Origin of the sequence: Microbacterium sp. KR10-403 (assembly GCF_040196215.1) — a bacterium.
GTDB lineage: Bacteria > Actinomycetota > Actinomycetes > Actinomycetales > Microbacteriaceae > Microbacterium.
On the sequence record NZ_JBEGDC010000002.1, the window covers coordinates 396882 to 421291 of the forward strand.

General features: G+C 70.9%; 22 protein-coding genes. 12 read left to right on the forward strand and 10 right to left on the reverse strand.

The genetic code is table 11. The features are described from left to right. Window positions 1-14: 14 nt before the first annotated feature. Entirely contained in the window at window positions 15-1583 is a 1569-nt protein-coding gene (locus ABMQ42_RS05500; protein WP_349721847.1) for an AMP-binding protein, read from the forward strand. Between the two features lie 20 nt (window positions 1584-1603). Here the strand turns inward: ABMQ42_RS05500 and ABMQ42_RS05505 are convergent, their stop codons facing one another. From ABMQ42_RS05505 to ABMQ42_RS05515, 3 genes are read right to left on the reverse strand one after another with little or no spacing between them, the layout of a single operon-like run. Then, entirely contained in the window at window positions 1604-2398 is a 795-nt protein-coding gene (locus ABMQ42_RS05505) for an NAD(P)-dependent oxidoreductase (RefSeq protein WP_349721848.1), read from the reverse strand. Window positions 2399-2410: 12 nt separating this feature from the next. Then, a complete protein-coding gene (locus ABMQ42_RS05510; RefSeq protein WP_349721849.1) occupies window positions 2411-3274 on the reverse strand; it encodes an IclR family transcriptional regulator in 864 nt (287 codons plus the stop codon). 58 nt (window positions 3275-3332) lie between these two features. Further along, the gene (locus ABMQ42_RS05515) at window positions 3333-4703 is read right to left on the reverse strand and encodes an aminomethyl transferase family protein (RefSeq protein ID WP_349721850.1); all 1371 of its coding nucleotides are present in this window, start codon (window positions 4701-4703) and stop codon (window positions 3333-3335) included. A gap of 279 nt (window positions 4704-4982) precedes the next feature. Between ABMQ42_RS05515 and ABMQ42_RS05520 the strand changes: the two genes are divergently transcribed. The 5 genes from ABMQ42_RS05520 to ABMQ42_RS05540 are packed head-to-tail and all read left to right on the forward strand — an operon-like array spanning window position 4983 to window position 9640. Beyond that, window positions 4983-5735 carry an ABC transporter ATP-binding protein gene (locus tag ABMQ42_RS05520; RefSeq protein ID WP_349721851.1) on the forward strand — a complete coding sequence of 251 codons (753 nt, stop codon included), beginning with the start codon at window positions 4983-4985 and terminating at the stop codon, window positions 5733-5735. Next, entirely contained in the window at window positions 5725-6432 is a 708-nt protein-coding gene (locus ABMQ42_RS05525; protein WP_349721852.1) for an ABC transporter ATP-binding protein, read from the forward strand. Before ABMQ42_RS05520 ends, ABMQ42_RS05525 begins: the two co-directional genes overlap by 11 nt. A gap of 3 nt (window positions 6433-6435) precedes the next feature. Next, window positions 6436-7317, forward strand: coding sequence for a branched-chain amino acid ABC transporter permease (locus tag ABMQ42_RS05530; RefSeq protein WP_349721853.1), 882 nt, complete (start codon window positions 6436-6438; stop codon window positions 7315-7317). Next, window positions 7317-8381: a branched-chain amino acid ABC transporter permease gene (locus ABMQ42_RS05535; RefSeq protein ID WP_349721854.1), complete on the forward strand. Its 1065-nt coding sequence runs from the start codon at window positions 7317-7319 to the stop codon at window positions 8379-8381. The genes ABMQ42_RS05530 and ABMQ42_RS05535 overlap by 1 nt, the downstream gene beginning before the upstream one ends. Window positions 8382-8383: 2 nt before the next feature. Beyond that, complete coding sequence (locus ABMQ42_RS05540; protein ID WP_349721855.1) at window positions 8384-9640, forward strand: ABC transporter substrate-binding protein; 1257 nt, start codon at window positions 8384-8386, stop codon at window positions 9638-9640. Window positions 9641-9908: 268 nt separating this feature from the next. On the opposite strand, the gene ABMQ42_RS05545 is transcribed toward ABMQ42_RS05540, so the two are convergent. After that, complete coding sequence (locus ABMQ42_RS05545; RefSeq protein WP_349721856.1) at window positions 9909-10559, reverse strand: GntR family transcriptional regulator; 651 nt, start codon at window positions 10557-10559, stop codon at window positions 9909-9911. Window positions 10560-10807: 248 nt separating this feature from the next. Here ABMQ42_RS05545 and ABMQ42_RS05550 point away from each other — a divergent pair, with 248 nt between their 5' ends. From ABMQ42_RS05550 to ABMQ42_RS05560, 3 genes are all read left to right on the forward strand, one after another. Beyond that, window positions 10808-12304, forward strand: coding sequence for an aldehyde dehydrogenase family protein (locus tag ABMQ42_RS05550; RefSeq protein ID WP_349721857.1), 1497 nt, complete (start codon window positions 10808-10810; stop codon window positions 12302-12304). A 169-nt stretch (window positions 12305-12473) separates the two neighbouring features. Continuing rightward, a complete protein-coding gene (locus ABMQ42_RS05555; RefSeq protein WP_349721858.1) occupies window positions 12474-12686 on the forward strand; it encodes an AsnC family protein in 213 nt (70 codons plus the stop codon). A gap of 53 nt (window positions 12687-12739) precedes the next feature. Beyond that, on the forward strand, window positions 12740-14650 hold the full coding sequence (locus ABMQ42_RS05560) for an ABC transporter ATP-binding protein (RefSeq protein WP_349721859.1): 1911 nt from the start codon (window positions 12740-12742) through the stop codon (window positions 14648-14650). Window positions 14651-14938: 288 nt separating this feature from the next. On the opposite strand, the gene ABMQ42_RS05565 is transcribed toward ABMQ42_RS05560, so the two are convergent. Continuing rightward, complete coding sequence (locus ABMQ42_RS05565) at window positions 14939-16822, reverse strand: phosphoenolpyruvate carboxykinase (GTP) (RefSeq protein WP_349721860.1); 1884 nt, start codon at window positions 16820-16822, stop codon at window positions 14939-14941. Window positions 16823-16980: 158 nt separating this feature from the next. Between ABMQ42_RS05565 and ABMQ42_RS05570 the strand changes: the two genes are divergently transcribed. Further along, complete coding sequence (locus ABMQ42_RS05570) at window positions 16981-18420, forward strand: helix-turn-helix domain-containing protein (RefSeq protein WP_349721861.1); 1440 nt, start codon at window positions 16981-16983, stop codon at window positions 18418-18420. A gap of 20 nt (window positions 18421-18440) precedes the next feature. On the opposite strand, the gene ABMQ42_RS05575 is transcribed toward ABMQ42_RS05570, so the two are convergent. The 3 genes from ABMQ42_RS05575 to ABMQ42_RS05585 are packed head-to-tail and all read right to left on the reverse strand — an operon-like array spanning window position 18441 to window position 20217. Next, a complete protein-coding gene (locus ABMQ42_RS05575) occupies window positions 18441-18848 on the reverse strand; it encodes a PIN domain-containing protein (RefSeq protein ID WP_349721862.1) in 408 nt (135 codons plus the stop codon). Then, window positions 18845-19111 carry a type II toxin-antitoxin system Phd/YefM family antitoxin gene (locus tag ABMQ42_RS05580; protein WP_349721863.1) on the reverse strand — a complete coding sequence of 89 codons (267 nt, stop codon included), beginning with the start codon at window positions 19109-19111 and terminating at the stop codon, window positions 18845-18847. The genes ABMQ42_RS05575 and ABMQ42_RS05580 overlap by 4 nt, the downstream gene beginning before the upstream one ends. Window positions 19112-19149: 38 nt before the next feature. Continuing rightward, a complete protein-coding gene (locus tag ABMQ42_RS05585) occupies window positions 19150-20217 on the reverse strand; it encodes a winged helix DNA-binding domain-containing protein (protein ID WP_349721864.1) in 1068 nt (355 codons plus the stop codon). Between the two features lie 141 nt (window positions 20218-20358). Between ABMQ42_RS05585 and ABMQ42_RS05590 the strand changes: the two genes are divergently transcribed. Next, the gene (locus ABMQ42_RS05590) at window positions 20359-21348 is read left to right on the forward strand and encodes an alpha/beta hydrolase (protein WP_349721865.1); all 990 of its coding nucleotides are present in this window, start codon (window positions 20359-20361) and stop codon (window positions 21346-21348) included. After that, window positions 21345-22589, forward strand: coding sequence for a multidrug effflux MFS transporter (locus ABMQ42_RS05595; RefSeq protein WP_349721866.1), 1245 nt, complete (start codon window positions 21345-21347; stop codon window positions 22587-22589). The genes ABMQ42_RS05590 and ABMQ42_RS05595 overlap by 4 nt, the downstream gene beginning before the upstream one ends. A gap of 69 nt (window positions 22590-22658) precedes the next feature. Here ABMQ42_RS05595 and zapE read toward each other — a convergent pair whose 3' ends face one another. Further along, window positions 22659-23681, reverse strand: coding sequence for a cell division protein ZapE (zapE, locus tag ABMQ42_RS05600; RefSeq protein ID WP_349721867.1), 1023 nt, complete (start codon window positions 23679-23681; stop codon window positions 22659-22661). 4 nt (window positions 23682-23685) lie between these two features. Then, window positions 23686-24282, reverse strand: a complete 597-nt coding sequence (locus tag ABMQ42_RS05605) for a TetR family transcriptional regulator C-terminal domain-containing protein (protein ID WP_349721868.1) — start codon at window positions 24280-24282, stop codon at window positions 23686-23688. Window positions 24283-24410 lie beyond the last annotated feature (128 nt).

Sequence of the window (24410 nt, forward strand, 5' to 3'; positions counted from 1 at the left end):
TCCAGGGCCCGCCGATGCGCGCACACTACGCCGACCTCTGGCGTGCGGTGGCCGCCGCCGTGCCCGACCGCGAGGCGATCCGGTCGATCGACGGCGGCAGCTGGACCTACGAGCGTCTCGCGCACGACGCAGGCGCCCTCGCCGCCGGGCTCGCCGACCGGGGCCTGCGCCCCGGCGATCGCCTCGCGCTGCTGCTGCACAACCGGCCGGAGTTCCTCATCGCGGTGTTCGCGTGCCTCTCCGCCGGCATCGTGCCCGTTCCGCTGAACTACCGGCTGCGCGCGCACGAGGTGGCGGCGCTCCTCGACGATGCGGGTGCCCGCGTGCTGCTGGCTCCCACCTCGCTGACCGAGACGGCACGGGATGCCGCGGCCGCCGCCGGGGCGACGGTGGTGTGGATCCCCGATGCGGGCGTCGCCGAGCCCTCGTGGGCCGGTGCGACGGCCGTCGCCGCCGCCCTGCCGCACCCGCCCGACGACGCGGAGCTGTGGCTGTACACGGGAGGGACGACCGGCCGCCCCAAGGCGGTGCGCTGGGACGAGCAGGAACTGTTCGAGGCGCAGATGGCCCCCACCTACTCGGTGATCGGCGCCGACTGGCCGCGCACGATCGACGAGGCGGTGCGCATCGCCGCCGACCCGTCGCACCCGCCCGTGATCACGCTGCCGCTCGCGCCGCTTCTGCACGGCACCGCGCTGACGACCTCGATGAACACGCTCACGCTGGGCGGCACGGTGCTGGTCACCTCGTCTCCCCGCTTCGACCCCGATGCTGCCGTCGCGTTCGCGGCCGCGGCATCCGCCACCCGGATCGTCGTGGCCGGCGACGGGGTCGCCGTGCCGCTCGTGGAGGCCGCGGAGCGGCACGGCATCCGGCTGCCGGCCGTGCGGACCGTGATCAGCTCGGGGATGCGCTTCAGTCCGGAGACGAAGCGGGGCCTGCACGCACTCGGCGACATGACGATCATCGACATGCTCGCCTCGACCGAGGGCGGCGTGTACGCGGCGACCACGACGACCGGGGCGGGCGACCTGCCTGGCCGACCGCGGCTGTTCCCCTCGGCGGTCGTGCTCGACGCCGGCCGGCACGAGGTCCAGGATCACCCGGGAGCGCTCGGTATCCTCGCCCAGCGCGGCGCCCTTCCGCTGGGCTACCACGGCGACCCCGAGAAGACGGCGGCCACGTTCCCGGTCATCGACGGCGTACGCCATGTGATGCCGGGCGACTGGGTGCGCGTGGAGGACGACCGGCACATCGAGTTCCTCGGGCGCGGCAGCGGCGTCATCAACACGGGCGGCGAGAAGGTCTACCCGCTCGAGGTCGAGGAGGCGCTTCTCGAGCATCCCGCCGTCGCCGACGCCGTCGTGCTGGGGGTGCCCGATCCGCGGTTCGGCGAGGCCGTCGCCGCGGTCGTGGAACGGGCCGGCGAGGTCACCGCCGACGAGCTGCGCGCCTTCGTCGACGAGCGGCTGGCCGGCTACAAGCGACCGCGACGGATCCTCTTCCGCGCCTCGCTCGATCGCACGCCCACCGGCAAGGTCGACATGGCCGCGCTGCGGGACGAGGTCGCGCGCGGCGCATGACCCGGCGGGCGCCGCCCGGTTCAGCGAGGGGATGCCGCGGCATCCCCCTCGTCATCGATGATGCGCTCGAACCACGACAGCGTCGCCCTCGTCATGTCGGCGGGGTCGCCGTCGCCCTCCAGCATCGCCAGCGCATCGGCCACCTCGTCGCGCCGGCGGTGCGCGTGGCGATACGTGCCGTCGATGAGCCGGTCGATGAGGGCGTCGCCGTCGGGTCCCAGCTCGCCGGCGATCTGCGCCCGCAGCCAGTCCTCGGCGCCCACCGCGCGGGCCGCCGTCGTGCCCTCCACGACGAGGGCCGCCAACCCCTTCATGAAGACGCTGCGCAGCAGCTTCAGCCGGGCCGCCTCGCCGACGGCGGCATGCATCGGCACGATCGGCACGTCGAGCGGTCGCAGGCGGTCGGCCAGCGTCTCGGCACCGGGCCCGCTGGCCAGCAGCGGGGTGCGGATGCCGGCGCGCGGCACGGGCGCCAGGACCGCGACATCCGCCATCGCGACCCCCTGGGTCACGGCGAGCGCCCCGATCTCCTGTTTGACCCGCGGCGACGCGGTGTTCAGGTCGGCGTAGACGGCGGCCGTGCCCACCGCGGGCAGTGCCGCGGCCGCGATGTCGGCGGAGGCGTGCGCGCCGACCAGGCTCAGCACGACCTCGGCACCGTCGGCGGCCTCGGCGGCGGTCCGCGCCCGGTCGATGCCGGGCAGGGTGAGATGTGCGGACTGGTCGTAGCCGCGCACCCGCACGCCGGCGTCGATCAGCCCGCGGGCGTAGATGCGGCCGGCCTCCCCGAGGCCCAGAACGGCGATGGTCGACATGACGTGATCACCCTAGGCCACGACGGGATCGTGCTCGTCGCGCCCGGCGAAGTAGTCCAGCGACGCCCGTGATCCGCTCATCAGCGGGCCGCCGCGGTGATGCTCGGCGCCCTGGTCCGGCAGGTACGCGTCCTGCAGCGCCCGAGAGATGCCGGCGGCGGCCACGGTCAGCAGCTCGACGATCGGCTGCACCGGCGCGGCATCGTTGCGGACCACCACGCCCAGGGCCGCATGCACGGCGTCGTGCGGTCCGCGCACCGGCACCGCGATGCCGCGGGAGTCGTCGTGGATGTGCCCCGGCAGATCGGCGAATCCCTGCGCGCGCACGTGGCGCAGCCGCTCGCGCAGGGCCGCGCCGTCGCGGAGGGTGCGCTCCGTGAACCGCGGCCAGCCGGCGGCGATGACCTCGTCGACGACGGCCTCGTCGGCATGCGCGAGCAGCACGAGGCCGCTCGACGAGACCGGCAGCGGCGTGCGGCCCCCGATGAGCGTGGCGTTCACGACGGCGTCGGGGGTCGACATCCTCTCGATGAACAGCACGTCGCGTCCGCTGCGCACCGCCAGCTGGGTGTGCTGGCGGATGCGCGCGTGCAGGCCGCTCATCCACGGGCGGGCGAGCTCTCGCAGCCCGAGCGCGCTCGGCGTGCGGGCTGCGAACTCCCAGAGGCGCACGCCGAGCCGGTACGACCGGTCGGGCATGCGCTCGAGCAGTCCCTCCGCCTCCAGCTGCGCCACGAGCCGGTGCGCGGTCGAGGGCGCCATCCCCGCGATCTCGGCGATGCGCGCCAGCGTCAGATAGGGATGGAACGCGTCGAATGCGTCGAGCACGCGCAGGTGCTTGCGCAGTGCCGATTCGCCGCCGGATGCCCGAGCCATGCCGCCCTCCTGACCGCAAGGCTAACCCGTCCCGAACACCCCCGGACCGTTCCGCCGCTCACCGGTTCGCGCGGTACACCGTGCGCGCGTACTCGTGGTACGGCGCGGGCGCCACGGTCGCGCGGATGCGCACCTGCCGGTGGTGCTGATCGGCCTGCGGCTTGTGCGAGATCGGATCCTCACCCCAGACCACTTCCACCACCGTGCCGTCGGGGATGCCGGCATCCAGCGTCGCCAGCGACATGTACAGCTGGTCGAAGGCGACGTAGCCGGCATCCGTCGAAATCCCGACCCGTTCGCCGTCGAGGACGACCTCGTCCATCTGGAACAGCCCGTACCGCGCCTTGGGGAACTCGAGGAACTTCGCCGGGATCCCCGGCTCGAGCTGCGAGCGCACGACGGCGGCGACGTCGTCGGAGTCCCAGATCAGCGTGACCTTGTGCCGCCGCTGGTCTTCGGCGTGCTTCTCGAGGGCGGCGCGGCCGTGGAAGTCGTGGTCGAAGCGCACCGACTTGCCCAGGCCGATGTCGTAGGGGGTCATGTAGTAGTCGTGGACGTCTTCGGAGTACAACGATCCGCCGATCGAGCCCGCCCGGGCGGCGGGCAGCCACTCGCGGTACTCGGCGAAGTCGTCGTCGAAGATCGCGGGGAACGGCGTGGGCACCCAGCCCGACTCCAGCGGCGAGGCCGAGTACGCCTTGGCACCCACCCGGCGGATGTCGTAGGCGGCCCCCGCGTCCATCAGCGCCTCGAGGACGGTGTCGCCGTCCTCCCACGGCCCGTAGAACTCGAACCCCGGCTGGCCGGCCATGCCGTGCCGCAGCGCCTTGACCGGACGGCCGGCGATCTCGACGTCGCCGATGTGGAAGAACCGGATGTCGGGGGCGGGACCGCCGAAGACCTTCTCCATCACCTCGTCGGCGCGCGGCCCCTGCAGCTCGTACCGATAGAACGTGGGCGGACCGGAGCGCATGTTCGAGTTGCCCTCGAGCCGGTGGTGCACGTCCTTGCCCGCCGCCTCGGCCTTCTCGGCGGTGAACCGCACCCAGTCGATGAGCAGGTGATGGCCGATGAGCACGAGGCCCTCGGCGCCGTCGTGGTTGTAGAAGAGGATGCCGTCGCCGATGAGGTGGCCGCTCTCGTTGACGGAGATGAGCTGCTTTGCCACGCCCGCACGGAACGTGCCGAAGGTGTTCGGCGAGATCGTCGAGAGCATCGGGATGAGATCGGCGCCGTGCAGGAACAGCTGCGTCATGTGGTGCGACTGGTCCATCAGCGCGACGGTGGTGTTCCACGCGCGCTGCTCGTCGCGCCAGTTCGTGAACTCGGGCGCGACCGGGAACGTGAACGCCGGCCAGTCCTGGTCGCGCAGCAGCGGCACGGCACCGCCCGCGCGCTCGATCGCCTGGGCGAGTGATTCGGTTGTCATCATCGACCTCCATCGTCGGTATCGCAGGCAGATTAGGCGCGGGCGGATGCCGCGGATCGAGGTCTTCCGTTCAACGGAATGCCCCGGTGCGGCATCCCGATCCCTTCGGTGGAATGGGTCGCACGCAACGGTTGGATAAAGACACGCCAGGATGAATCCAAAATCGTTGACAATCTGAGCGCGAATCCGTAGCGTCCCTATCCAAGGACGCGTGTGCGTCTGCGACGAAGCGACGAATCGGAAAGGCGGGCGATGGGAACTCGACTGACCCTGGGGGACGTGTCCCTGCACTTCGGCGGCGTCTCCGTGCTCGACAAGGTCGGTTTCGACGTGGAGCCCGGGCAGATCTTCGGACTGGTCGGCCCCAACGGCGCCGGCAAGACCTCGCTGTTCAACTGCATCAGCGGGCACTACCGCCCCAGCGGCGGGTCGATCACGATCGACGGCGATGAGGTGCGCGGCTCCCGACCCGCGACCCTGGCCCGGCACGGGCTCGCCCGGACGTTCCAGCATCCCGCCCTGCAGCTGAATCAGACCGTGCTGCAGAACGTCATGCTCGGCGCGCACAGCAGGCTGCCCGGCGGTCCGCTCGAATGGGCGCTGCACCTGCCGCACACCGCCCGCGCCGAGCGCGAGCTGCGCGACGAGGCGCGCGAGCTGCTCGAGCGCAACGGACTGGGCTGGGCGGCCGACGTGCGCGCCGACGAGCTCTCGCACGGCCTGCACAAGGGCATCGAGCTGTGCCGCGCGCTGCTCATGCGCCCGACCCTGCTGCTGCTCGACGAGCCGGCGGCGGGCCTGCCGCACTCCGAGGTCGAGCAGCTCATCGCAACGGTGCGCCGCATCCGCGACGAGGACGACATCACCGTCGTCATCGTCGAGCACCACATGGGGCTGATCGCCGCCCTCACCGACCGCGTCGTCGTGCTTGACCACGGGCGCAAGCTCATGGAGGGCACTGCCGCGCAGGCGCAGTCCGATCCGCGGGTCATCGAGGCCTACATCGGGAAGGATGCCGCGGATGCTGCTTGAGCTCGAAGACGTGCGGGCCTTCTACGGGCCGGTCCAGGTGCTGGACGGGGTGTCGCTCACGGTCCCCGAGGGCGGTGCCGTCGGCATCCTCGGCGCGAACGGCGCCGGCAAGACCACGACACTGCGCTCGATCAGCGGCACCGTGCGAGCGACCGGGAAGATCACGTTCGAGGGGCGCAGCATCCGGGGTCTGAAGCCCGAGAAGGTCGCGAGCCTGGGCATCGCACACGTACCCGAGGGCCGCGGCACGCTCGGCGACCTCACCGTGCGCGAGAACCTGCGGGTGGGCGCCTATCTGCGCAAGGACCACAAGGCGGTCGCCCGCGACATCGACTACTGCCTCGACCTGTTCCCGCAGCTGCAGGACCGCATCCGCTCCAACGCCTCGGCGCTGTCGGGCGGCGAGCAGCAGATGCTCGCGGTGGGCCGCGCGATCATGGCCGCCCCCCGCCTCATGCTGCTCGACGAGGCATCGCTGGGGCTCGCCCCGGGAACGGCGAAGACCGTGTACGAGGCGATCGGGCGGCTGCGCCGCGAGTCGGGCATCGCCATGGTCGTCGTCGAGCAGAACGCCAACCTCGCCTTCACCCTCGTCGACTCGGCGACCGTGCTCGAGACGGGGCGCAACGCCCTGTCGGGCAGCACCGCCGAGCTCAAGGGCATGGACGAGATCCGACGCGCATACCTGGGAGGCTGATCCGTGGGGACGTTCATCCAACTCGTCGTCGACGGACTGTCGACCGGCTCCATCTACGCCGCGCTGGCCCTGGCCATCGTGCTGGTGAACCAGGCCACCGGCCTCGTCAACTTCGCGCAGGGCGGCATGGCGGTGCTCTCCGCCTACATCGCCTGGTGGCTCACGGGCCTCGGCGTGCCGCTGATCCTCGCGATCCTCATCACGGTCGTGGTGTCGTTCGTGCTGGGCGCCGTGATCGAGCGCTACCTCATGCGCCGCTTCGAGCGGGGCGACCCCGACACCGCCGTCGTGGTCACGATCGGCCTGCTCACTCTGATCACCGGGCTGTGCGGCTGGCTGTGGACGTACAACAACCAGCAGTTCGCATCGCTGTTCTCGCTGAACACGATCCAGTTCGCGGGCGCCAGCATCAGCGTGCGCTCGCTCGGCACGATCGTCGTGATCGTCGTGATGATGGTGCTGCTGCAGGCACTGTTCCTCGGTACGAAGCTCGGTCTCGCCCTGCGCGCGGTGGCCGTGAACCCGCAGTCGGCCTCATTCTCGGGCCTGCCGGTCGGGCGCCTGCTGATGGTCGGCTGGGGCCTGGCCGCGGTGCTCGGCGCCGTCGCCGGAGCCCTTGTCGCCCCGCAGCTGAGCCTGACGCCCGGGATGATGGACACGGCGCTGGTCTACGCGCTGGCCGCTGTGATCCTGGGTGGCATCTCCAGTCCGATCGGGGTGGTCGTCGCCGCGTGGCTGATCGGCGTGCTCGAGAACCTCGCGGCCGTGTACGTGCCGTTCATCGGCTACGACCTCAAGGTCGCCGTGCCGTTCCTCCTCATCTTCGTCGTGCTCATCGTGCGACCCCAGGGCCTGTTCGGCCGGAAGTCGGTGGTGCGCGTCTGATGTCCGAGACCTCGTTCTTCCGCCGCACATGGGTGCGCTGGGTCGCGATCGCCGTGGTGGTCATCGCGCTCATCGTGCTGCCGCTGATCCTGCCCGAGTTCGCCAACCAGACGATCGCCCGCATCGGGGTGTTCGCCGTGGCCGTCCTGGGACTGAACGTCGTGATGGGCTACACCGGCCAGGTCTCGCTCGGCCAGATCTTCTTCGTCGGGCTCGGCGCCTACATCACCGCCTACGGGGTCACACACGACTGGAACATCATCGTCGTGTTCATCCTCGCGTTCGTCGGCCCCGCCGTCGTCGGTCTGCTGATCGCGCTGGCCGCCGCGCGGCTCGGGGGCCTCGCCATCGCGATGGTCACCATCGCACTGCCGATCGTCGGCGTGCCGCTGGCCAAGCGCCTGGGCGATGTCACCGGCGGCTCGCAGGGTCTGTCGGCGCAGTTCTCCGACGCGCCCGACTGGAGCGGCCTGTACGACGATCAGTGGCAGCTGTACATCGTCATCCTCGTCACCGCCATCGTGTTCCTGCTCACCCGCAACCTCGTGCACGGCCGGTACGGGCGCGCCTTCGCCATCGTGAAGGGCAATGAGGCCGTGGCATCCTCCATGGGGATCTCCCCCTACTGGTACAAGGTCATCGCCTTCACCGTGGCATCGCTCATCGGCGGCGTCGCCGGCTTCCTCTACATGGTGGTCATCCAGTACACCTCCCCCGAGACGCTGAGCTTCGCCCACTCGATCTCGCTCCTGGCGGCGATGGTCATCGGCGGAGCCGCGAGCATCGTCGGGTCGCTTCTGGGCGGCGCCTACTACGTGCTGGTGCCGCAGCTGACGAACATCGTCGACCCGAACTCGACGGCGCTGCTGCAGGGCGCGATCCTGCTCATCGTGCTGTTCGTGCTGCCGGGCGGGCTCGTCTCGCTCCCCCGTGTGCTCACGCGCCTGGCCCGCCGCCGCAGCGGCGACGACCACGGGCGCACCCCGCAGACCACTCCGATCGCGGAACCGGACCCGGCCGCCGCGACGGAGGGAATCCCAACAGAGAGGCAAGGTCACGCATGAACATGCGCAGAACAACCCGGAAGGCCGCGGGCATCGTCGCCATGGCCTCCGTTCTCGCGCTCGCCCTCGCGGGTTGCTCCCGTGGCGGCAGCAGCGACAACGGAGACGGCGGGGCCGCGGCATCCAGCCCCGGCATCACCGACACGACGATCACCCTGGGCATCACCACACCGCTGAGCGGCGCGACCGCCGGCCCCGGCACCTGCACCGTCGCCGGCATCACCGCGTACTTCGGCGCGAAGAATGCGGACGGCGGCGTGAAGTTCGGCGACGGCAAGACGCGCAAGGTCGAGATCAAGGCGCTCGACGACGCGTACGACCCGCAGAAGGCCAAGGCGAACTACGACCAGCTCAAGGGCAGCGTCTTCGCCATGACGGCGGGCCTGGGCACGCCGACGAACCTCGCGTGGCGTGAGGCCGCCATCGCCGACAAGGTGCCGCAGGTGCTCGTGATGACCGGCGACCCGACGTTCAGCGACAAGAGCCAGAGCCCCTGGCAGCTCGGCTTCGTTCCCACGTACATGAACGAGGGCGAGGCGTTCGGCAAGATGCTGGCCGCGTCGGGCTCTGACCACAAGGTCGTCATCCTGTCGCAGAACGACGACTACGGCGAGGGCTACGTCTCGGGCTTCAAGGCCGGCATCGAGGGCGCCTCGAACATCACGGTCGTCAAGGAGCTGACCTACGAGGCCACCGACACCTCGGTGGACGCGCAGATCACCGAGCTCGCCTCCACGAAGGCCGACGTGATCTTCAACGCCATGTCGATCACGCCGCTCGCGATCGCGGCCCTGCAGAAGGCGCAGCAGCTGAACTGGAAGCCCAGCTGGTTCCTGCCCTCGAACACGTCGAGCCCCTCGGCGATCCTCGAGCCGGGCAAGGCCGACGCCTACCCGGGCGTGTACTCGGTGTCGTTCGCGCAGTCGGCGTCGTCACCGACGTTCGCCACGACCGACGAGGGCGCGCAGTTCCTGTCCGACCTGAAGGAGTACGCGGACTACAAGGACACCCCGGCGTTCCCGCACTGCGTGTGGAGCTACCAGGTGGGTGCGGTGCTCGATCAGGCCTTCCAGAAGATGACGTCGCCCACCCGCGACGACTTCATGACGGCACTGCGGTCGATCTCCGACTTCACGGCGCCGTTCATGCTCGACGGCACCTCGGTCGACACGACGACCGGCGACCAGCCGGCGGTCTCGAGCGTGGTCATCCAGAAGTTCAACGGCAAGGGCTACGACACGGTCGACAAGATCGGCTGAGCTCGGTGTCCGGGGGCCCGGTCCGGCGCGTCGCGCGGGCCGGGCCCTCTGCGTGCGGCGAGCGCGGCGTTCTGCGAGCGCAGCGTTCTGCGCGCGCGGCGTTCTGCGGGCGCCCCTGCCCCACCCCGGGCAAATTCACATGAAACTGTCCCGTGCACATCAAACCTCCGGCGGAATGATGTGCGTTCGACAGACTCATGTGAATTTGTCATAGGAGACGGGGCGGGCCGCGGGGGACGGACCGGCGGCGCGGACAACCCGGGCGCGGTCAGTCCATCGAGCGGAGCAGGTCGGCGATGCCGGCCAGATGCGCGCGCGTGGCCTTCTCGGCGGCCTGCGGGTCGTGCGCGAGGATCGCGTCGATGATCGCGATGTGCTCGGGGGCGGATGTCGCGGCCCGGCCCGGCACGAACGCCAGGCGGAACTGGTGACGGGCCGACTGGGCCCGCAGCCGCTCGAGCAGCTGCGTCGCGGTCGCGTGGTCGCTGATCTCGCGCAGGCGGTGGTCGAGCTCCTGGTTCACCCGCGAGTACTCGACGAGGTCGCCCGAGGCGGCCGCCGTCTCGATGCGGTCGCGCAGCGTGCGCAGCGCCTTCTCGTCCTTCGCCGTGGCCTTCTCGGCGGCCTTGCGCGCGACGAGGGACTCGAGCTCCATGCGCACCTCGACGATCTCGACCGCCTCGTCGACCGTGATCGCCCGCACGCGTGCGCCGCGGTTGGGCAGGCGCTCGACAAGACCCTCGTTGGTGAGGTTCAGCAGGGCGGTGCGCACCGACGCCCGCGATGCCCCGTACCGCTCGCTGAGGTCGGCCTCGATGAGGCGCTGATGGGGCGCGAACTCGGCGCTCTGGATGGCCTCGCGCAACCGCTGCGTGAGGTCGGGCCCGACTGCCTGCTCCGTCGCGATCGTCGTGGACACTCCGCCTCCCTGGTGGACGCCGCGGTCGCGGCATCCCGTTTCAGGCCGTCATCCGGCCCTTCTCGCACAATACCTCCCACGGCCGGTTGGCGACGAGATTCGTGATGATTTTGTCGGCAGTCTTGCATCCAACCGCAGTCTTGCATCCCACCGCCGGGTGGGGCACGCTGAAGCCATCGGTGCCATCATGCACCGCGGCGCACCCCGCCACCCCGAGCGCGGGACGCCGTTGAGTTCGGAGGCGAAGGATGTCTCAGACCACGACGTCCGCCACGGTGCGGACAGGACTCTACATCGGCGGGCAGGAGCGATTCACCGACGCGGTGCTGTCGGTCGCCGACCCCGGCAAGCCGGGGGTGATCGTCGGCGAGGCCGCATCCGCCTCGCCGGGCGACATCGCCGATGCCGTGGCCGCGGCGAAGGGCGCATACCCGGCGTGGGCAGCGCTGGGCGCGTCGGGCCGGGCGGCTGCGATGGCCGAGGCGATCGCAGGCGTCGCCGACGATCGCGACGCGGATGCCGCGATCCTGTCGCAGGAGAACGGCAAGATCCGCCTCGAGGCCTGGGTGGACGCCCTCGTCTTCGAGCTGCGCTGGAACCTCGCCCTGCAGGTGGCCGACCAGGTCGAGGCCACGACCACGCTGCCGGCCATCCCGGGTGCGATCCCGGTGAACACCGAGGTCGCCCACCAGCCGCTGGGCGTGGTGTCGATCATCGTCCCGTTCAACTGGCCGATCGCCATCCTCGGAGCGTCGCTCCCCTACGCGCTCCTGGCCGGGAACACGGTGATCGTGAAGGCGCCGCCGACCACGCCGCTGGCCATCACCCGCGTCGTGCAGCGCGTCGCCGAGAAGCTGCCCGCGGGGGTGCTGAACGTCGTGAGCGGCACGGACGAGAACATGTCGGGGCTCATCCAGAACCCCGACGTCGCGAAGGTCTCGTTCACCGGCAGCGTCAACGGCGGCAAGCGCATGATGCAGATGGGCGCGACCACCCTCACCCGTGTGACGCTCGAACTGGGCGGCAACGACCCGGCCGTGTTCCTTGACGACGCGATCGTGGATGACGAGCACCTCGACCGGCTGTACGCGGCCGTGTTCGACACCACCGGGCAGATCTGCATGAACGCGAAGCGCGTGTTCGTGCACCGCTCGCGCCTCGACGAGGTCGTCGCGGGGCTCTCCGCGCGCCTCGAGAAGGCGGTTCTCGGATACGGGCTCGACGAGGGCACGACCATGGGGCCGCTGAACTCCGCGGCGCAGAAGGCGTTCGTGGACGAGATCATCCAGGAGGCGAAGGATGCCGGCGCCGACGTGCGCGAGTTCGGCACCCTCCCGGCGGGCGACCTGGCCGGCGGCAACTTCGTGCGCCCGGCCCTCGTCGTCGACCCCGACCTGTCGCTGCGCGTCGTGACGCAGGAGCAGTTCGGCCCCGTCGTCCCGATCATCCCGTTCGACGACGAAGACGAGGCGGTGCGCCTGGCCAACGACACCTGGGCGGGGCTGTGCGGCTCGGTCTGGACGGCGTCGACCGAGGCCGCGCACCGCGTCGGCTCGCAGCTGGTGTGCGGATACGTCTGGGTCAACGACCACGGCGCCACCCGCCTCGACCTGCGCGCACCGTTCGGCGGCATGAAGGGATCGGGCTTCGGCCGCGAGCAGGGCATCGAGGGGGTGCGTGACTTCCAGGACACGCGCTCGATCGCCTTCCTCGACGCCGACGCCCTCGCCGCGATGGGGCACTGAGCCGCGGCATCCCCTCTCCGCGCCCCGCGCAAAACGGTGAGAGTACAACTGACGGACGAAAGAGCGGTTATTTCCCTACCTTTCGTCCGTCAGTTGTTCTCTCACCGAGAAACAGCACGCACGTCAACCCAGGTTGACACGCGTCAGACTGTCAACTAAGGTTGACGTCATGAGCGACCAGAACCCCACGGCGCTGGGCACCGACGACGGCGGCGAGCCGCTGTCTGCGTTGCGCAAGCTGCAGGCCGCACGCGCCGAGATCGCGCGCTTCGAGGCCGAGCAGGTGCGGCGCGCCCGCGCGCAGGGGTACTCATGGGTCGCCATCGCCGACGCCCTGGGCGTGACACGTCAGGCCGTCCATAAGAAATACGGACGAAGATGATAAGCGGCACTCGCCCGCTTCCGTCGCGCCCTCACCCCGAGGAGACACCCCGCATGTCGACATCCGCCCCCGCACGCCGCTCGCCGTTCCGTCGTTCCAAGGACGACGGCCCGCGCGCGAGCCTGCGTCAGCTGCTGCCCTACATCTTCGAGCATCGCGGCGTGATCACCGTCGTGATCATCCTCAGCATCCTGGGCGCGGCCGCCAGCCTCGGCCAGCCGCTCGTGGTCGGCCAGGTGATCGCGCGCGTGCAGGCCGGCGATGCGCTGGGGACGCTGGTGTGGATGCTGGTGGCCTTGGTCGTCGTCTCGTCGATCCTGTCCGGCTACCAGCACTATCTGCTGCAGCGCACCGGCACTGCGGTCGTCTACTCGAGCCGCCGTCGGCTGATCGCCCGCATCCTGCACCTGCCGATCAGCGAGTTCGATGCGCGGCGCACCGGCGACCTCGTCTCGCGCGTCGGCACCGACACGACCCTGCTGTACGCGGTGCTGACCCAGGGACTGGCGGATGCCGTCGGCAACGCCCTCATCTTCGTCGGCGCGATGATCGCCATGGCGATCATCGACCCGCTGCTGCTCGCGCTGATCCTCGTCGTGATCGGCGCCTCGGTCGCCGTGGTCGGCGGCCTGTCGGGCCAGATCCGCAAGCACACCCGCGTGCAGCAGGAGAAGGTGGGCGAGCTGTCGTCGGGCGTCGAGCGCGCCGTTGGGTCGATCCGCACGATCCGCGCGTCGGGAGCCGCCGAGCGCGAAGAGGAGTCGATCACCGCGGTGGCCTCCCAGACGTACGACGTCGGGGTCCGGGTCGCCAAGGCGTCCGCGCTCGTCGTGCCGATCGCCGGCATCGCCCTGCAGGTGTCACTGCTGGTCGTGCTGGGCGTGGGCGGGTTCCGCGTCGCACACGGCGACATCACTATCGCGTCGCTCGTGACGTTCGTGATGTTCCTGTTCATCCTCATCCAGCCGCTGGGCACCTTCTTCGGCGCGATCATGTCGGTCAACCAGGCGCTGGGCGCCCTCGGCCGCATCCAGGAGGTGCTCGACCTTCCCACCGAGACCGCTGACGACGCCGAGATCGCGGCCCGGGTCGCGGCACCTGCGCTGAGCGAGCGTCAGCGGGCCGCGGCATCCACCCCCGCCATCGAGTTCCGCGATGTCCACTTCGCCTACCCTGCCGCCGTCGTCGAGTCGCGGCGCAAGAAGGAGTCGGAGGCGCTCGCGCTTCTCGAGTCGGCGCGCGTCGACACGTCGGGCCTCGACGAGGCCGATGAGACGCCCGACGGCGAGGTGCTGCACGGGGTGTCGTTCTCGGTGCCGCGCGGCGCGCGCGTGGCCCTCGTCGGGCCGTCAGGTGCCGGCAAGTCGACGACCCTCGCGCTCATCGAGCGCTTCTACGATCCGACGGCCGGGGCGATCCTGCTGGGCGGACAGGACGTGCGCACGCTCGAGCGCACCGCGCTGCGTGCGCAGCTCGGCTACGTCGAGCAGGACGCCCCGACCCTCGCGGGCACGATCGCCGACAACCTGCGCCTGGCCTCGCCCGAGGCGTCCGACGACGAGTGCCGGCGCGTGCTCGAGGCCGTCAACCTCGGCGAGGTGCTCGGCCGCAGCGCGCTGGGCGTCGACGCGCCGGTCGGCGAGGCGGGCGTCATGCTCTCGGGCGGCGAGCGCCAGCGCCTCGCGATCGCGCGGGCGCTGCTGGCGGCTCCCCCGATCCTGCTCCTGGACGAGTCGACCTCGTCGCTCGACGGCCTGAACGAGCAGCGCATGCGCGAGGCGATCGACGCCGTCGCGACCGGCCGCACGCTCATCGTGATCGCGCACCGCCTGTCGACGGTCGTCGACTCCGACCACATCGTCGTGATGGACCACGGCCGTGTCATCGGCGAGGGCACGCACTCCGAGCTCGTCGAGTCGACGCCGCTCTACCGCGATCTGGCCAAGCACCAGCTGCTCGTGTAGCGGGTCGGCGCCGGGCCCGGCACCGCGAGAACACACCTCTGCACGGTTCTCGAGCGTCGCGGCGTGCACGGACGTGTTCTCGCGTGACGAAGAGCGGCCGGACACGGCAGCAGACGGCGCGCGTGGACGTCGGAACGGGATGCCGCGGCATCCCCCATCCCCGCAGACGCAGAACCGGCGGGCCGCGGAAGAGGTCGCGGCCCGCCGGATCAGACGGGATGCTCAGGGCACCGGCGCAAGCGCCGGGCCCGCAGCTCAGGGCACCGGCGCAAGCGCCGGGCCCGCGGCTCAGGCCTGTTCGGCCTGCTTGAGGCGGTAGCGCAGCGCCGACAGCTCTGCCTGCAGCGGCGCGGGGACGCGTCCGCCGAAGGTCGCGTAGAACTCCTCGGTGAGGTCGGCCTCCTGCGTCCAGGTGGCGGGGTCGACGGCGAACAGCTCGGCGAGGTCCTCGTCGCTGACGTCGAGCCCGTCGAGGTCGAGGTCCGACACCTGGGGCAGACGGCCGATCGGGCTCTCGACGGCCGAGACCTCGCCGTCGACGCGGCGGGCGATCCACTCGATGACACGCGAGTTGTCGCCGAAGCCCGGCCACAGGAAGCGCCCGTCGGCACCCTTGCGGAACCAGTTGACCTGGAAGATGCGCGGCGCCTTGTCGAAGCGCATCTTCTGGCCGACCTTGAGCCAGTGGCCGAAGTAGTCGGCCATGTTGTATCCGCAGAAGGGCAGCATCGCGAACGGGTCGCGGCGCAGCTCGCCGACCGTGCCCTCGGCGGCGGCGGTGCGCTCGCTCGAGATGTTCGATCCGAGGAAGACCCCGTGCGTCCAGTCGGTGGCCTCGACCACGAGCGGCACGTTGGTCGCACGGCGTCCGCCGAACAGGATCGCGTCCAGCGGCACCGCCTCTTCCCAGTCGTCCGCGATCTGCGGGCACTGCGCGGCGCTGACCGTGAAGCGCGAGTTCGGGTGCGCGGCCGGCTTGCCCGACTGCGGCGTCCAGTGGTTGCCCTCCCAGTCGGTCAGCCCCTCGGGGATCTCGTCGGTCAGGCCCTCCCACCACACATCGCCGTCGGGGCGCAGCGCGACGTTCGTGAAGATCGTGTTGCCCCACAGCGTCTCGACCGCGGTGACGTTGGTCGACTCGCCGGTCCCCGGCGCGACGCCGAAGAAGCCCGCCTCGGGGTTGATGGCCCACAGGCGCCCGTCCTCACCCGGACGCAGCCAGGCGATGTCGTCGCCGAGGGTCTCGACCCGCCAGCCGGGGATCGTGGGACGCAGCATGGCGAGGTTCGTCTTGCCGCAGGCCGACGGGAACGCGGCCGCCAGGTGGTACTTCTTGCCCTCGGGCGAGATCACGCGGATGAGCAGCATGTGCTCGGCGAGCCATCCCTCGTCGCGACCGATGACCGACGCGATGCGCAGCGCGAAGCACTTCTTGGCGAGGATCGCGTTGCCGCCGTAGCCCGAGCCGTACGAGTAGACCTCGAGCGTGTCGGGGAAGTGGACGATGTACTTCTCGTCACTGCACGGCCAGACGACGTCCTTCTCGCCGGGAGCGAGCGGCGCCCCGACCGAGTGCACCGTCTTCACCCACGGGGAACCCTCGGCGATCAGCCGGGTGACGCTCTCGCCGACCCGGGTCATGATGCCGATGGATGCCACGGCGTAGGCGCTGTCGGTGACCTGGACGCCGATGTGCGACAGGGGCCCGCCGACCGCGCCCATCGAGAACGGGATGACGTACATCGTGCGACCGCGCATCGAGCCCTCGAACACGCCGTTCAGCGTGGCGCGCATCTCGTCGGGATCGGCCCAGTTGTTCGTGGGGCCGGCGTCGATCTCCTTCGCCGAGCAGATGAAGGTGCGCGCCTCGGTGCGGGCGACGTCCTTCGGGTCGGAGCGGGCCAGGTACGAGCCCGGACGCCACTCGGGATTGAGCTTGATGATCTTGCCCTCGTCGACCATCTCGCGCAGGATCGCGTCGTTCTCGGCGCGGGAGCCGTCGATCCAGTGGATGCGGTCGGGCTGGGTGAGCGCGGCGATCTCATCGACCCACTCAATCAGGGCCTGCATGCCGGGGCCCTCGACGTCAGGGCGTGCGCCGAACTCGCGCAGTTCGCGAAGCGGACGGACGCCGACCGGCGTCGTGCGGGTGAAGGACTCGGCAAGTGCCATGGCTGCTCCCTATCGGTCTGTCATGGGCTCGTCGCGCGAACCTCGGTGTCGTCGCGCGGCGATCAGATCGTCTCTGTCATCCACTCTCACAAGACTCTTCCCACTCTTTCCGCCGAAACCACTGCAAAGAATCACACTTCTTTCGATATGATCAAGGAATGGCTTCGACCGTCGAACTCGCGACCCTGGGTCACCGCATCCGCCACCACCGCCTCAAGACCGGACTCACGCTCGACGAGCTGGGCGCCCAGGTCGGCGTGGCCGGCAGCCACCTCAGCCTCATCGAGAACGGGAAGCGCGAGCCCAAGCTCTCTCTGCTGCAGCAGATCGCGAAGGTCACCGGCACCGATGTCACCGACCTGCTCTCAGCCGAGCCGCCGAACCGCCGCGCGGCGCTGGAGATCGAGCTCGACCGTGCGCAGTCGACGACGGTGTTCCAACGGCTCGGCATTCCGCCGGTCAAGGCCAGCAAGGGCGTGAGCGACGAGACGCTCGAGTCCATCCTCGGGCTGCACCGCGAGCTGCAGCGTCGCGAGCGCGAGGCGATCGCGACCCCCGAAGAGGCCCGGCGCGCCAACACCGAGCTGCGGCTGCGCATGCGCGCCCGCAACAACTACCTGCCCGACATCGAGAAGCTCGCCGAGAAGCAGCTGAAGGCCGCCGGGCACGGCACCGGCGCCCTGACCCACCGCACGGTGAGCATCATGGCCGAGCAGCTCGGCTTCGAGCTCATCTACGTCAACGATCTGCCGCACTCGGCGCGCTCGGTGACCGACCTCGAGAACGGGCGGATCTACCTGCCCCCGGCATCCATCCCCGGCGGCCACGGCCTGCGCTCGATGGCGCTGCAGGCGATGGCGCACCGGCTGCTCGGGCACAAACCGCCCTCCGACTACGCCGACTTCCTGCGGCAGCGGCTCGAGATCAATTACTACGCGGCGTGCGCGCTCATGCCCGAGACGGCCGCGGTGGCGTTCCTGCAGCAGGCGAAGAAAGATCGCAACCTCGCCGTCGAGGACTTCCGCGACGCGTTCGGCGTCACGCATGAGGCAGCCGGGATGCGGATGACGAACCTGCTGACCCAGCATCTCGGCATCCCGTTGCACTTCCTCCGCGTGGACGGGTCGGGCGCCATCTCGCGCGTGTACGAAAACGACGAGCTGCCCCTGCCGGCGGACGTCACCGGTGCCGTCGAGGGCCAGGTCGTCTGCCGCAAGTTCTCGGCGCGATCGGCGTTCGCCGAGCAGAACCGCACCACCGAGCACTACCAGTACACCGACACGCCGGCCGGCACCTTCTGGTGCGCGACGCAGACCGGGGCGACCGCCGAGGGCGAGTTCTCCATCACGGTGGGCGTGCCGTTCGACGACGCGAAGTGGTTCCGCGGTCGCGAGACGCCGCAGCGCGCGACCTCGACGTGCCCCGACGAGTCGTGCTGCCATCGCCCCGACCCCACACTCACCGAGCGGTGGGAGGGCAAAGCCTGGCCGAGCGCCCGCGTGCACATGCAGATGTTCTCGCCGCTGCCGAGCGGAGCCTTCCCCGGCGTCGACGACGGCGAGGTCTACGCGTTCCTCGACCGGCACGCCGGCGAGTAGGGGCGGCGGCCCGCGTACTCTCAGCGCTCGAGCAGTTCGACGATCCCCTCCAGACCACGCAGATCTGCGGCATTTCTCGTGATGAGCGGAAGTCTGTGCGCGGCCGCCGTCGCCGCGATCATGCGGTCGAAGACGTGCGCCTTCGGTGAGCCGCCTCGTGCCGAGACGCGGTCGAGGATGGCGGCGTAGGCGGCTTCGCACCCGTCATCGAACGGGATGCCGGCACCCAACGTGCGGCGGAGCACATCGGAGGCCGCCTGACGTCGGCGGAAGCGCGGCAGATCATTCACCGTGTGCAGTCCCACCGTGATCTCAACCCAGGACAGGCTGCTCACGCGGGTGTCCTCGATGTCATCGAGCTCGGGCGGGACCTCGTCGGGCGTGACCAGCGCGATCAGGACCGAGGTGTCGAGCAGCGCCGAAGTCATGCTGTCGGCGCGAACGGGTCGTCGAACTGCTCGCCGACGGCGCGACGCAGGGCGGCCAGGTCATCTCCCCACTCGCCGTCCGCGACGATGCTGCGCGTCGCCGCAGCGAGCGCGGCGCCGCTGACAGGGGCGCGGCGCACGAGCGGCACCAGGCGGGCGACCTCGCGCCGGTAGCGAGTGATGACGAACTCGTCACCGCCGGCGACCGCGTCAAGCGCGGGATTCGGATCATGCCGCAACTCCGCGATGCTGATCACCTTCATCTCTTGATTCTACCATTTCTGACAAATGTGACACCTTTTCACCCCGCGATGAAGCGGGCGTAGCGATCGAGCGCCGCCGTGAGGGTGGATGCCGCGGGCCCGCGCCCGTCGAACAGCTCGGCGACCGGTGCCTCGAGGTGCCGGCCCACCGCGCGCGAATGACTCCACGTCCCCACGACCTCGCCGTCTGCCAGGATCACCGGGCGCACCATGCCGTTGCCGCCCGCCATCACGGTGCGCAGCACGTCGTCGGGGCCGGCCGCCGACCGGTCGGCGTACGAGATCACGTACTCCTCATAGGTGGGCAGCGCGAGCACCAGCGCGGCGCCGGATGACCGCCGCGGCTGCTCGATCGCCGCGAACAGCCCCTCCTCGATCTCGTGCACGCGCGGGTCGGCGCACGCGACGGCCTGGCGCGCCACGGTCACCGGCAGACCCGCCCACCACGCGAAGTCATCGGCCCGGGCCGGACCGTGCCCGACGAGATAGCGGACGAACAGCTCGGTGACGGGGTCTGCGGGGGCCGGGACATCCGGCACCCACTCCTCCGCCAGCATGAGGTACTGCTCGCGCGTGAGCCCTGTCTCGCGATGCACGACCGGCCCCTGCACCAGCACGCCCCGCACCGACAGCGCGTACAACACCTGCAGTCCGCGCCCGCCGCCCGGGTCGAGGCCGGCTGCCGCGAGCAGATCGAACGCCTCGACACGCGTGAGGCGCCCGCCGCCGGCGAGCGCGGCGCGCAGCAGAGTCTCGGCACGTCCGATCTCGGAGTCGCCGAGCCCGATCGTGCGCCGCACCGTTCCGGCCTGCCGCCATTGCCGCTCGCCCGTCGCAGCGAGCACCCCGCGCAGGTCGGCTGACGGGATCAGGTGCAGCGTGCCCCGCATGGTCCACGAGCGCACGAGCGTGCCGTCGTCGAAGGCCGCGTCGATGTCGCGCACCGTGGTCTCGCCTCGGGTGCGGGATGCCAGGGCCCAGCGCCCACCCCAGAAGTCCTGCGCCTGCACCGCGAGCATGTGGGCCGCGGCATCCGCCACCGTCGCCGCCGGCGCCGTCAGGCGATGCGAACGGAGTCGATGGGCACGCAGCCGCTGCAGGTCCATGGGTTCATTGTGCTCGGAGGCTCCGACATTGCGGGGTGCCGATGCGTTTCGACTCGCCCTCGGCTCGCTCACCGACCGACACTTTCGTCTACACTGGTGGAAAATCCGTCTCACGGCATCTGCGTCCAAGGAAGGACCCTCATGACCACTCCCGTCGCCGTCGGCGCCCCGCAGCACGCTCCCGTCCCGTTCGACCCCGAGATCCAGGCCGCGCTCGACGCCATGCCGCAGATGCCGCCGCTGACCCGCGAGACGCTGCGCGGTGGGCCGGCGATGCCCTTCCCCGGCAACGACGAGATCATCGGGGACCGGGCGATCGACTGGCAGGACCGGGTCATCCCCGGACCGGCGGGCGCCTCCGACATCGAGGTCACGATCTACCGCCCGCGCGGCACCGAGGACCGGGCGCTGCCTGCCGTCTACAACATCCACGGCGGCGGCATGATCGTCGGCCACCGTTCGTGGGAGGCCGGCCGCGTCATCGACATCGTCGCCGAGCTCGGCGTCGTCGGTGTCAACGTCGAGTACCGCCTCGCACCCGAGAACCCCTTCCCCGCCGGCGCCGAGGACTGCTACGCGGGCTTCGTGTGGCTCACCGAGAACGCCGACGAGCTGGGCGTCGACCCCGAGCGGATCGTCGTGATGGGCGGCTCGGCCGGCGGCGGGTTCAGCGCCGCGGTCGCGCTCATGGCGCGGGATCGCAAGGGGCCGCAGATGGCCGGGCAACTGCTGCTGTGCCCGATGATCGACAACACCAACAGCACCGTCTCGAGCCTGCAGTACGACGGCATCGGCACCTGGCAGCGCGACGCGAACCTGCTCGCGTGGTCGTGCGTGCTCGGCGACGACCTCGCCTTCTCGACCGACGCACCCGCCTACTGTGCGCCGTCGCGGGCGGCCGACCTGTCGAACCTGCCCCCGGCGTTCATCGAGGTGGGGTCGGCCGAGATGTTCCGCGACGAGGACGTCGAGTACGCCTCGCGCATCTGGGCCGTGGGCGGCCAGGCCGAGCTGCACGTCTGGTCGGGCGGCTCGCACGGCTTCGACATGTACATGCCCGGCAGCGCGCTGGCGCAGGCGGCCCTGGCCACGCGCTCGTCGTGGCTGCGGCGCATCCTCGACGTCTCGTGACCGCGGCGGAGGCGCCGCCGGTGCGCATGTCGGTGCTGCGCGCGATGCTGGTGCTCGGCGTGCTGGAGGCGTTCGGTCCGCTGTCGATGGACGTCTACATGCCGCAGCTCCCGCATCTGGCCCGCAGCTTCGACGCGCCGGATGCCCTCGCGCAGTGGACGATGTCGGCGTGCATGATCGGGCTCGGTCTCGGGCAGCTGATCGCCGGCCCGCTGAGCGACCGGTTCGGCCGGCGCCGTCCCCTCGTCATCGGCGTCGCCGCGTTCGCCGTGCTGTCGGCGGCGTGCGCCGTGGCCCCGTCGATCGACATCCTGCTGATCGCGCGGTTCCTTCAGGGGATCGCGGGGTCGGCCGGGCTCGTGATCTCGATGGCCGTCGCCCGCGACATGTTCCGCGGCGTCGAGCTGTCGCGCATGCTGTCGATGCTGGGGCTCGTCTCCGGCTCCGCACCCGTCATCGCCCCGCTCATCGGCGGGCAGCTCGCGCTGTTCATGGACTGGCGCGGGGTGTTTTGGGTGCTCACCGGCGTCGGCACGGCACTCATCGCCCTGGTCGTCTTCGGGCTGCCCGAGACCCTCTCCCCCGCTGGCCGCCACGGCGGCGGCTTCGCCGCGCTGCGCACGCACGTGGGCGCCGTCCTGCGCGACCGCCTGTTCGTCGCGGTGCTCGTGGTCTCGGCCACCGCCGGCGTCGGCTTCTTCGCGTACCTGTCGATGTCGAGCTTCGTGCTCGAGCAGGAGTTCGGCCTCACCCCGCAGCTGTTCAGCTTCGTGTTCGCCGCGAACGCCGTCGCGAACATCGTCGGCGGGCAGTGCAGCCGCCTCATCGTCGCCCGGATGACCCCGCAGCGCGTCTACCTGCTGGGCGCGACCGCGACCGCGGCATCCACCGTCGCCCTCCTCGCACTGGCACTCGCGGGCGCGCGTCTCGGCTTCATCGTGGCGGCGCTCGTGCTCTTCATGTTCTGCGTGGGCCTGTCGGGACCGAACGGCACGACGCTCGCCCTCACCCACCACGGCGCGCGCGCCGGCACGGCCGCGGCGGTCATGGGGATGTCGTCGTTCGTCGTCGGCCCGATCGTCGCGCCGATCATCTCGTCGTGGGGCACGACGGCCGTCATCATGGCGGCGGCCATGACCGCGGCATCCCTCGTCGGCGTCGTCGTCGCCTGGGTCGCGGTGCGTCCGGCAGCGCGCGGCATCGGACCGGGTACGGCCCCGATCGCCGTCGTCGAGGCCTGAGGCGGGATGCCGCGGGCCGGCCCCGGCCAGGCGCCCTTCGGCTCCCGGAGGCGCGGCACCCGCCGCGGCTCAGTCGTGCGCGGCGCGAGCGGCGTCCGGCGCGGGAGAGGTCTGCAGGAGCCGGAGACGGCTGACCATCCGGATCGCGTCGGGCCGGCCGCCGGCGGCCGCGAGGAACCCCTGCAGATCGACGGCCGAGGAGAAGTCGACGCGCACGTCGGCATCGACGAGCACGTCGACGAGATTCAGGAAGCGCTGCTGCGCCTGGGGGTCGACGGCGTCGAACGACGGGATCCCGGTGATCGTCCAGCGTGGGAACTCCCGCGTCCACCGCAGGAACTCGACGGTCGCGGTCACCGCCTCGCACAGCTGCGCGAACGTGGCGACCAGTTCGCCGTCGTCGGCCGCGACCACCGCGAACGTCCGTCCGGCGACCGTGAGCGTCGCCTCGCGCTCGTCCGGCGGGCCACCGGGCCGCACACGGGTCCAGCTGCCGGCGGCGAACCCGCGGTCATGGCGCTCCACGAGGGCGCGGTAGTCGGTCGGGCCGTCGAGCTTCCAGACGTCCATGTTCTCGGTGACCAGCGCGATGCCCGGCTCGAAGACGTGGTGCCAGTTCGGGTCGGGGAGGAGGTCCTCCGGCGCATGGTTCGAGGTCGCGAAGACGGTGAGCCCGCGGTCGAACACGTGCGCGAGCACCCGGTTCAGAAGCCGGGCGTCGCCGGAGTCGGGCACGTGCAGCTCATCGAACAGGAGGAACACCGCGTCGTCGATGAGGTCATCGATCGCGCGCTCGACGGCGTCGGGTTCGCCGAGATGGCGGTAGATGCGGCGGTTCAGCGCGTCGAAGAAGCCGTGGAAGTGCACGCGCGTCTTCCGCTCGGTCGGAAGGGCGGCATAGAAGGCGTCCGCCAGCCAGGACTTCCCCCGACCGGGGGCCCCGTGCACGTACAGACCTCGTGCGCCCGGGCGCTCGCCCAGCTCGGCGATCCGGTGGAGAAGGGCGCGCTGCCCCGGATCCAGGTCGAATCCGTCGCGTGCGGCCGCCCGTTCGACCGCGCGGACGATCCGCTTCCGCCCCGGCGTCGGCACGCCCTCAGCGCCCCACAGCCCAGGCCGCCAGCAGTCGCTCGATCAGCTCGGTGCGACGACGGGTCTTCCCCGAGTCGGACGCCTGCACCTCGCGCAGCTGCAGGGCGTCGCACACCGCGAGCAGCGCATCGGCGAGCGCCTGCACGGGCGTGGCCGCGACGAGGTCGCCGTCGGACACCGCCTCGTCGAGATGCCGGGCCAGGCCCGCGCCCCACTCGCGCTCGACGCGGCGGGTGAGCTCGCGGAAGCTCTCGTGCGCGGGCAGCAGCCCCCAGAAGCTCACGACCACGGTCGCCTCGTTGCGGGTCTGCGCGTCGTGCGGGACGATCTCGCCGATCATCGCGTGCACGGCGGCAAGTCCCCGATGCCCGTCGACCGCCGCGCGGATGCGCGCGTCGCTCTCCCCGTAGACCCGCTCGAACGCGGCGCGCACGACGTCGTCGAGGCCGTCGAAGTGGTGCCAGAGGGCACCGGCGGCGATCCCGGCCTCCTCCGCGATCGCGCGGCTGGTGGCCGCGGCGACCCCGCCGCGCGCGACGATGCGCAGGTACGCGTCGACGATGAGCGCACGGCGCTCGGTGGGATCGACGCGTTTGGGCACCCTCCGATCATGCCGCACCCGCGGCATCCCTTCGACGACGGCCTGCCGACCGGCGATGGATGCCCGCTCGCGCCGAGGGCAGAGTGGCCTCGGCGCCCGACCCGGAGTATTATTGAGCAATCGCTCAA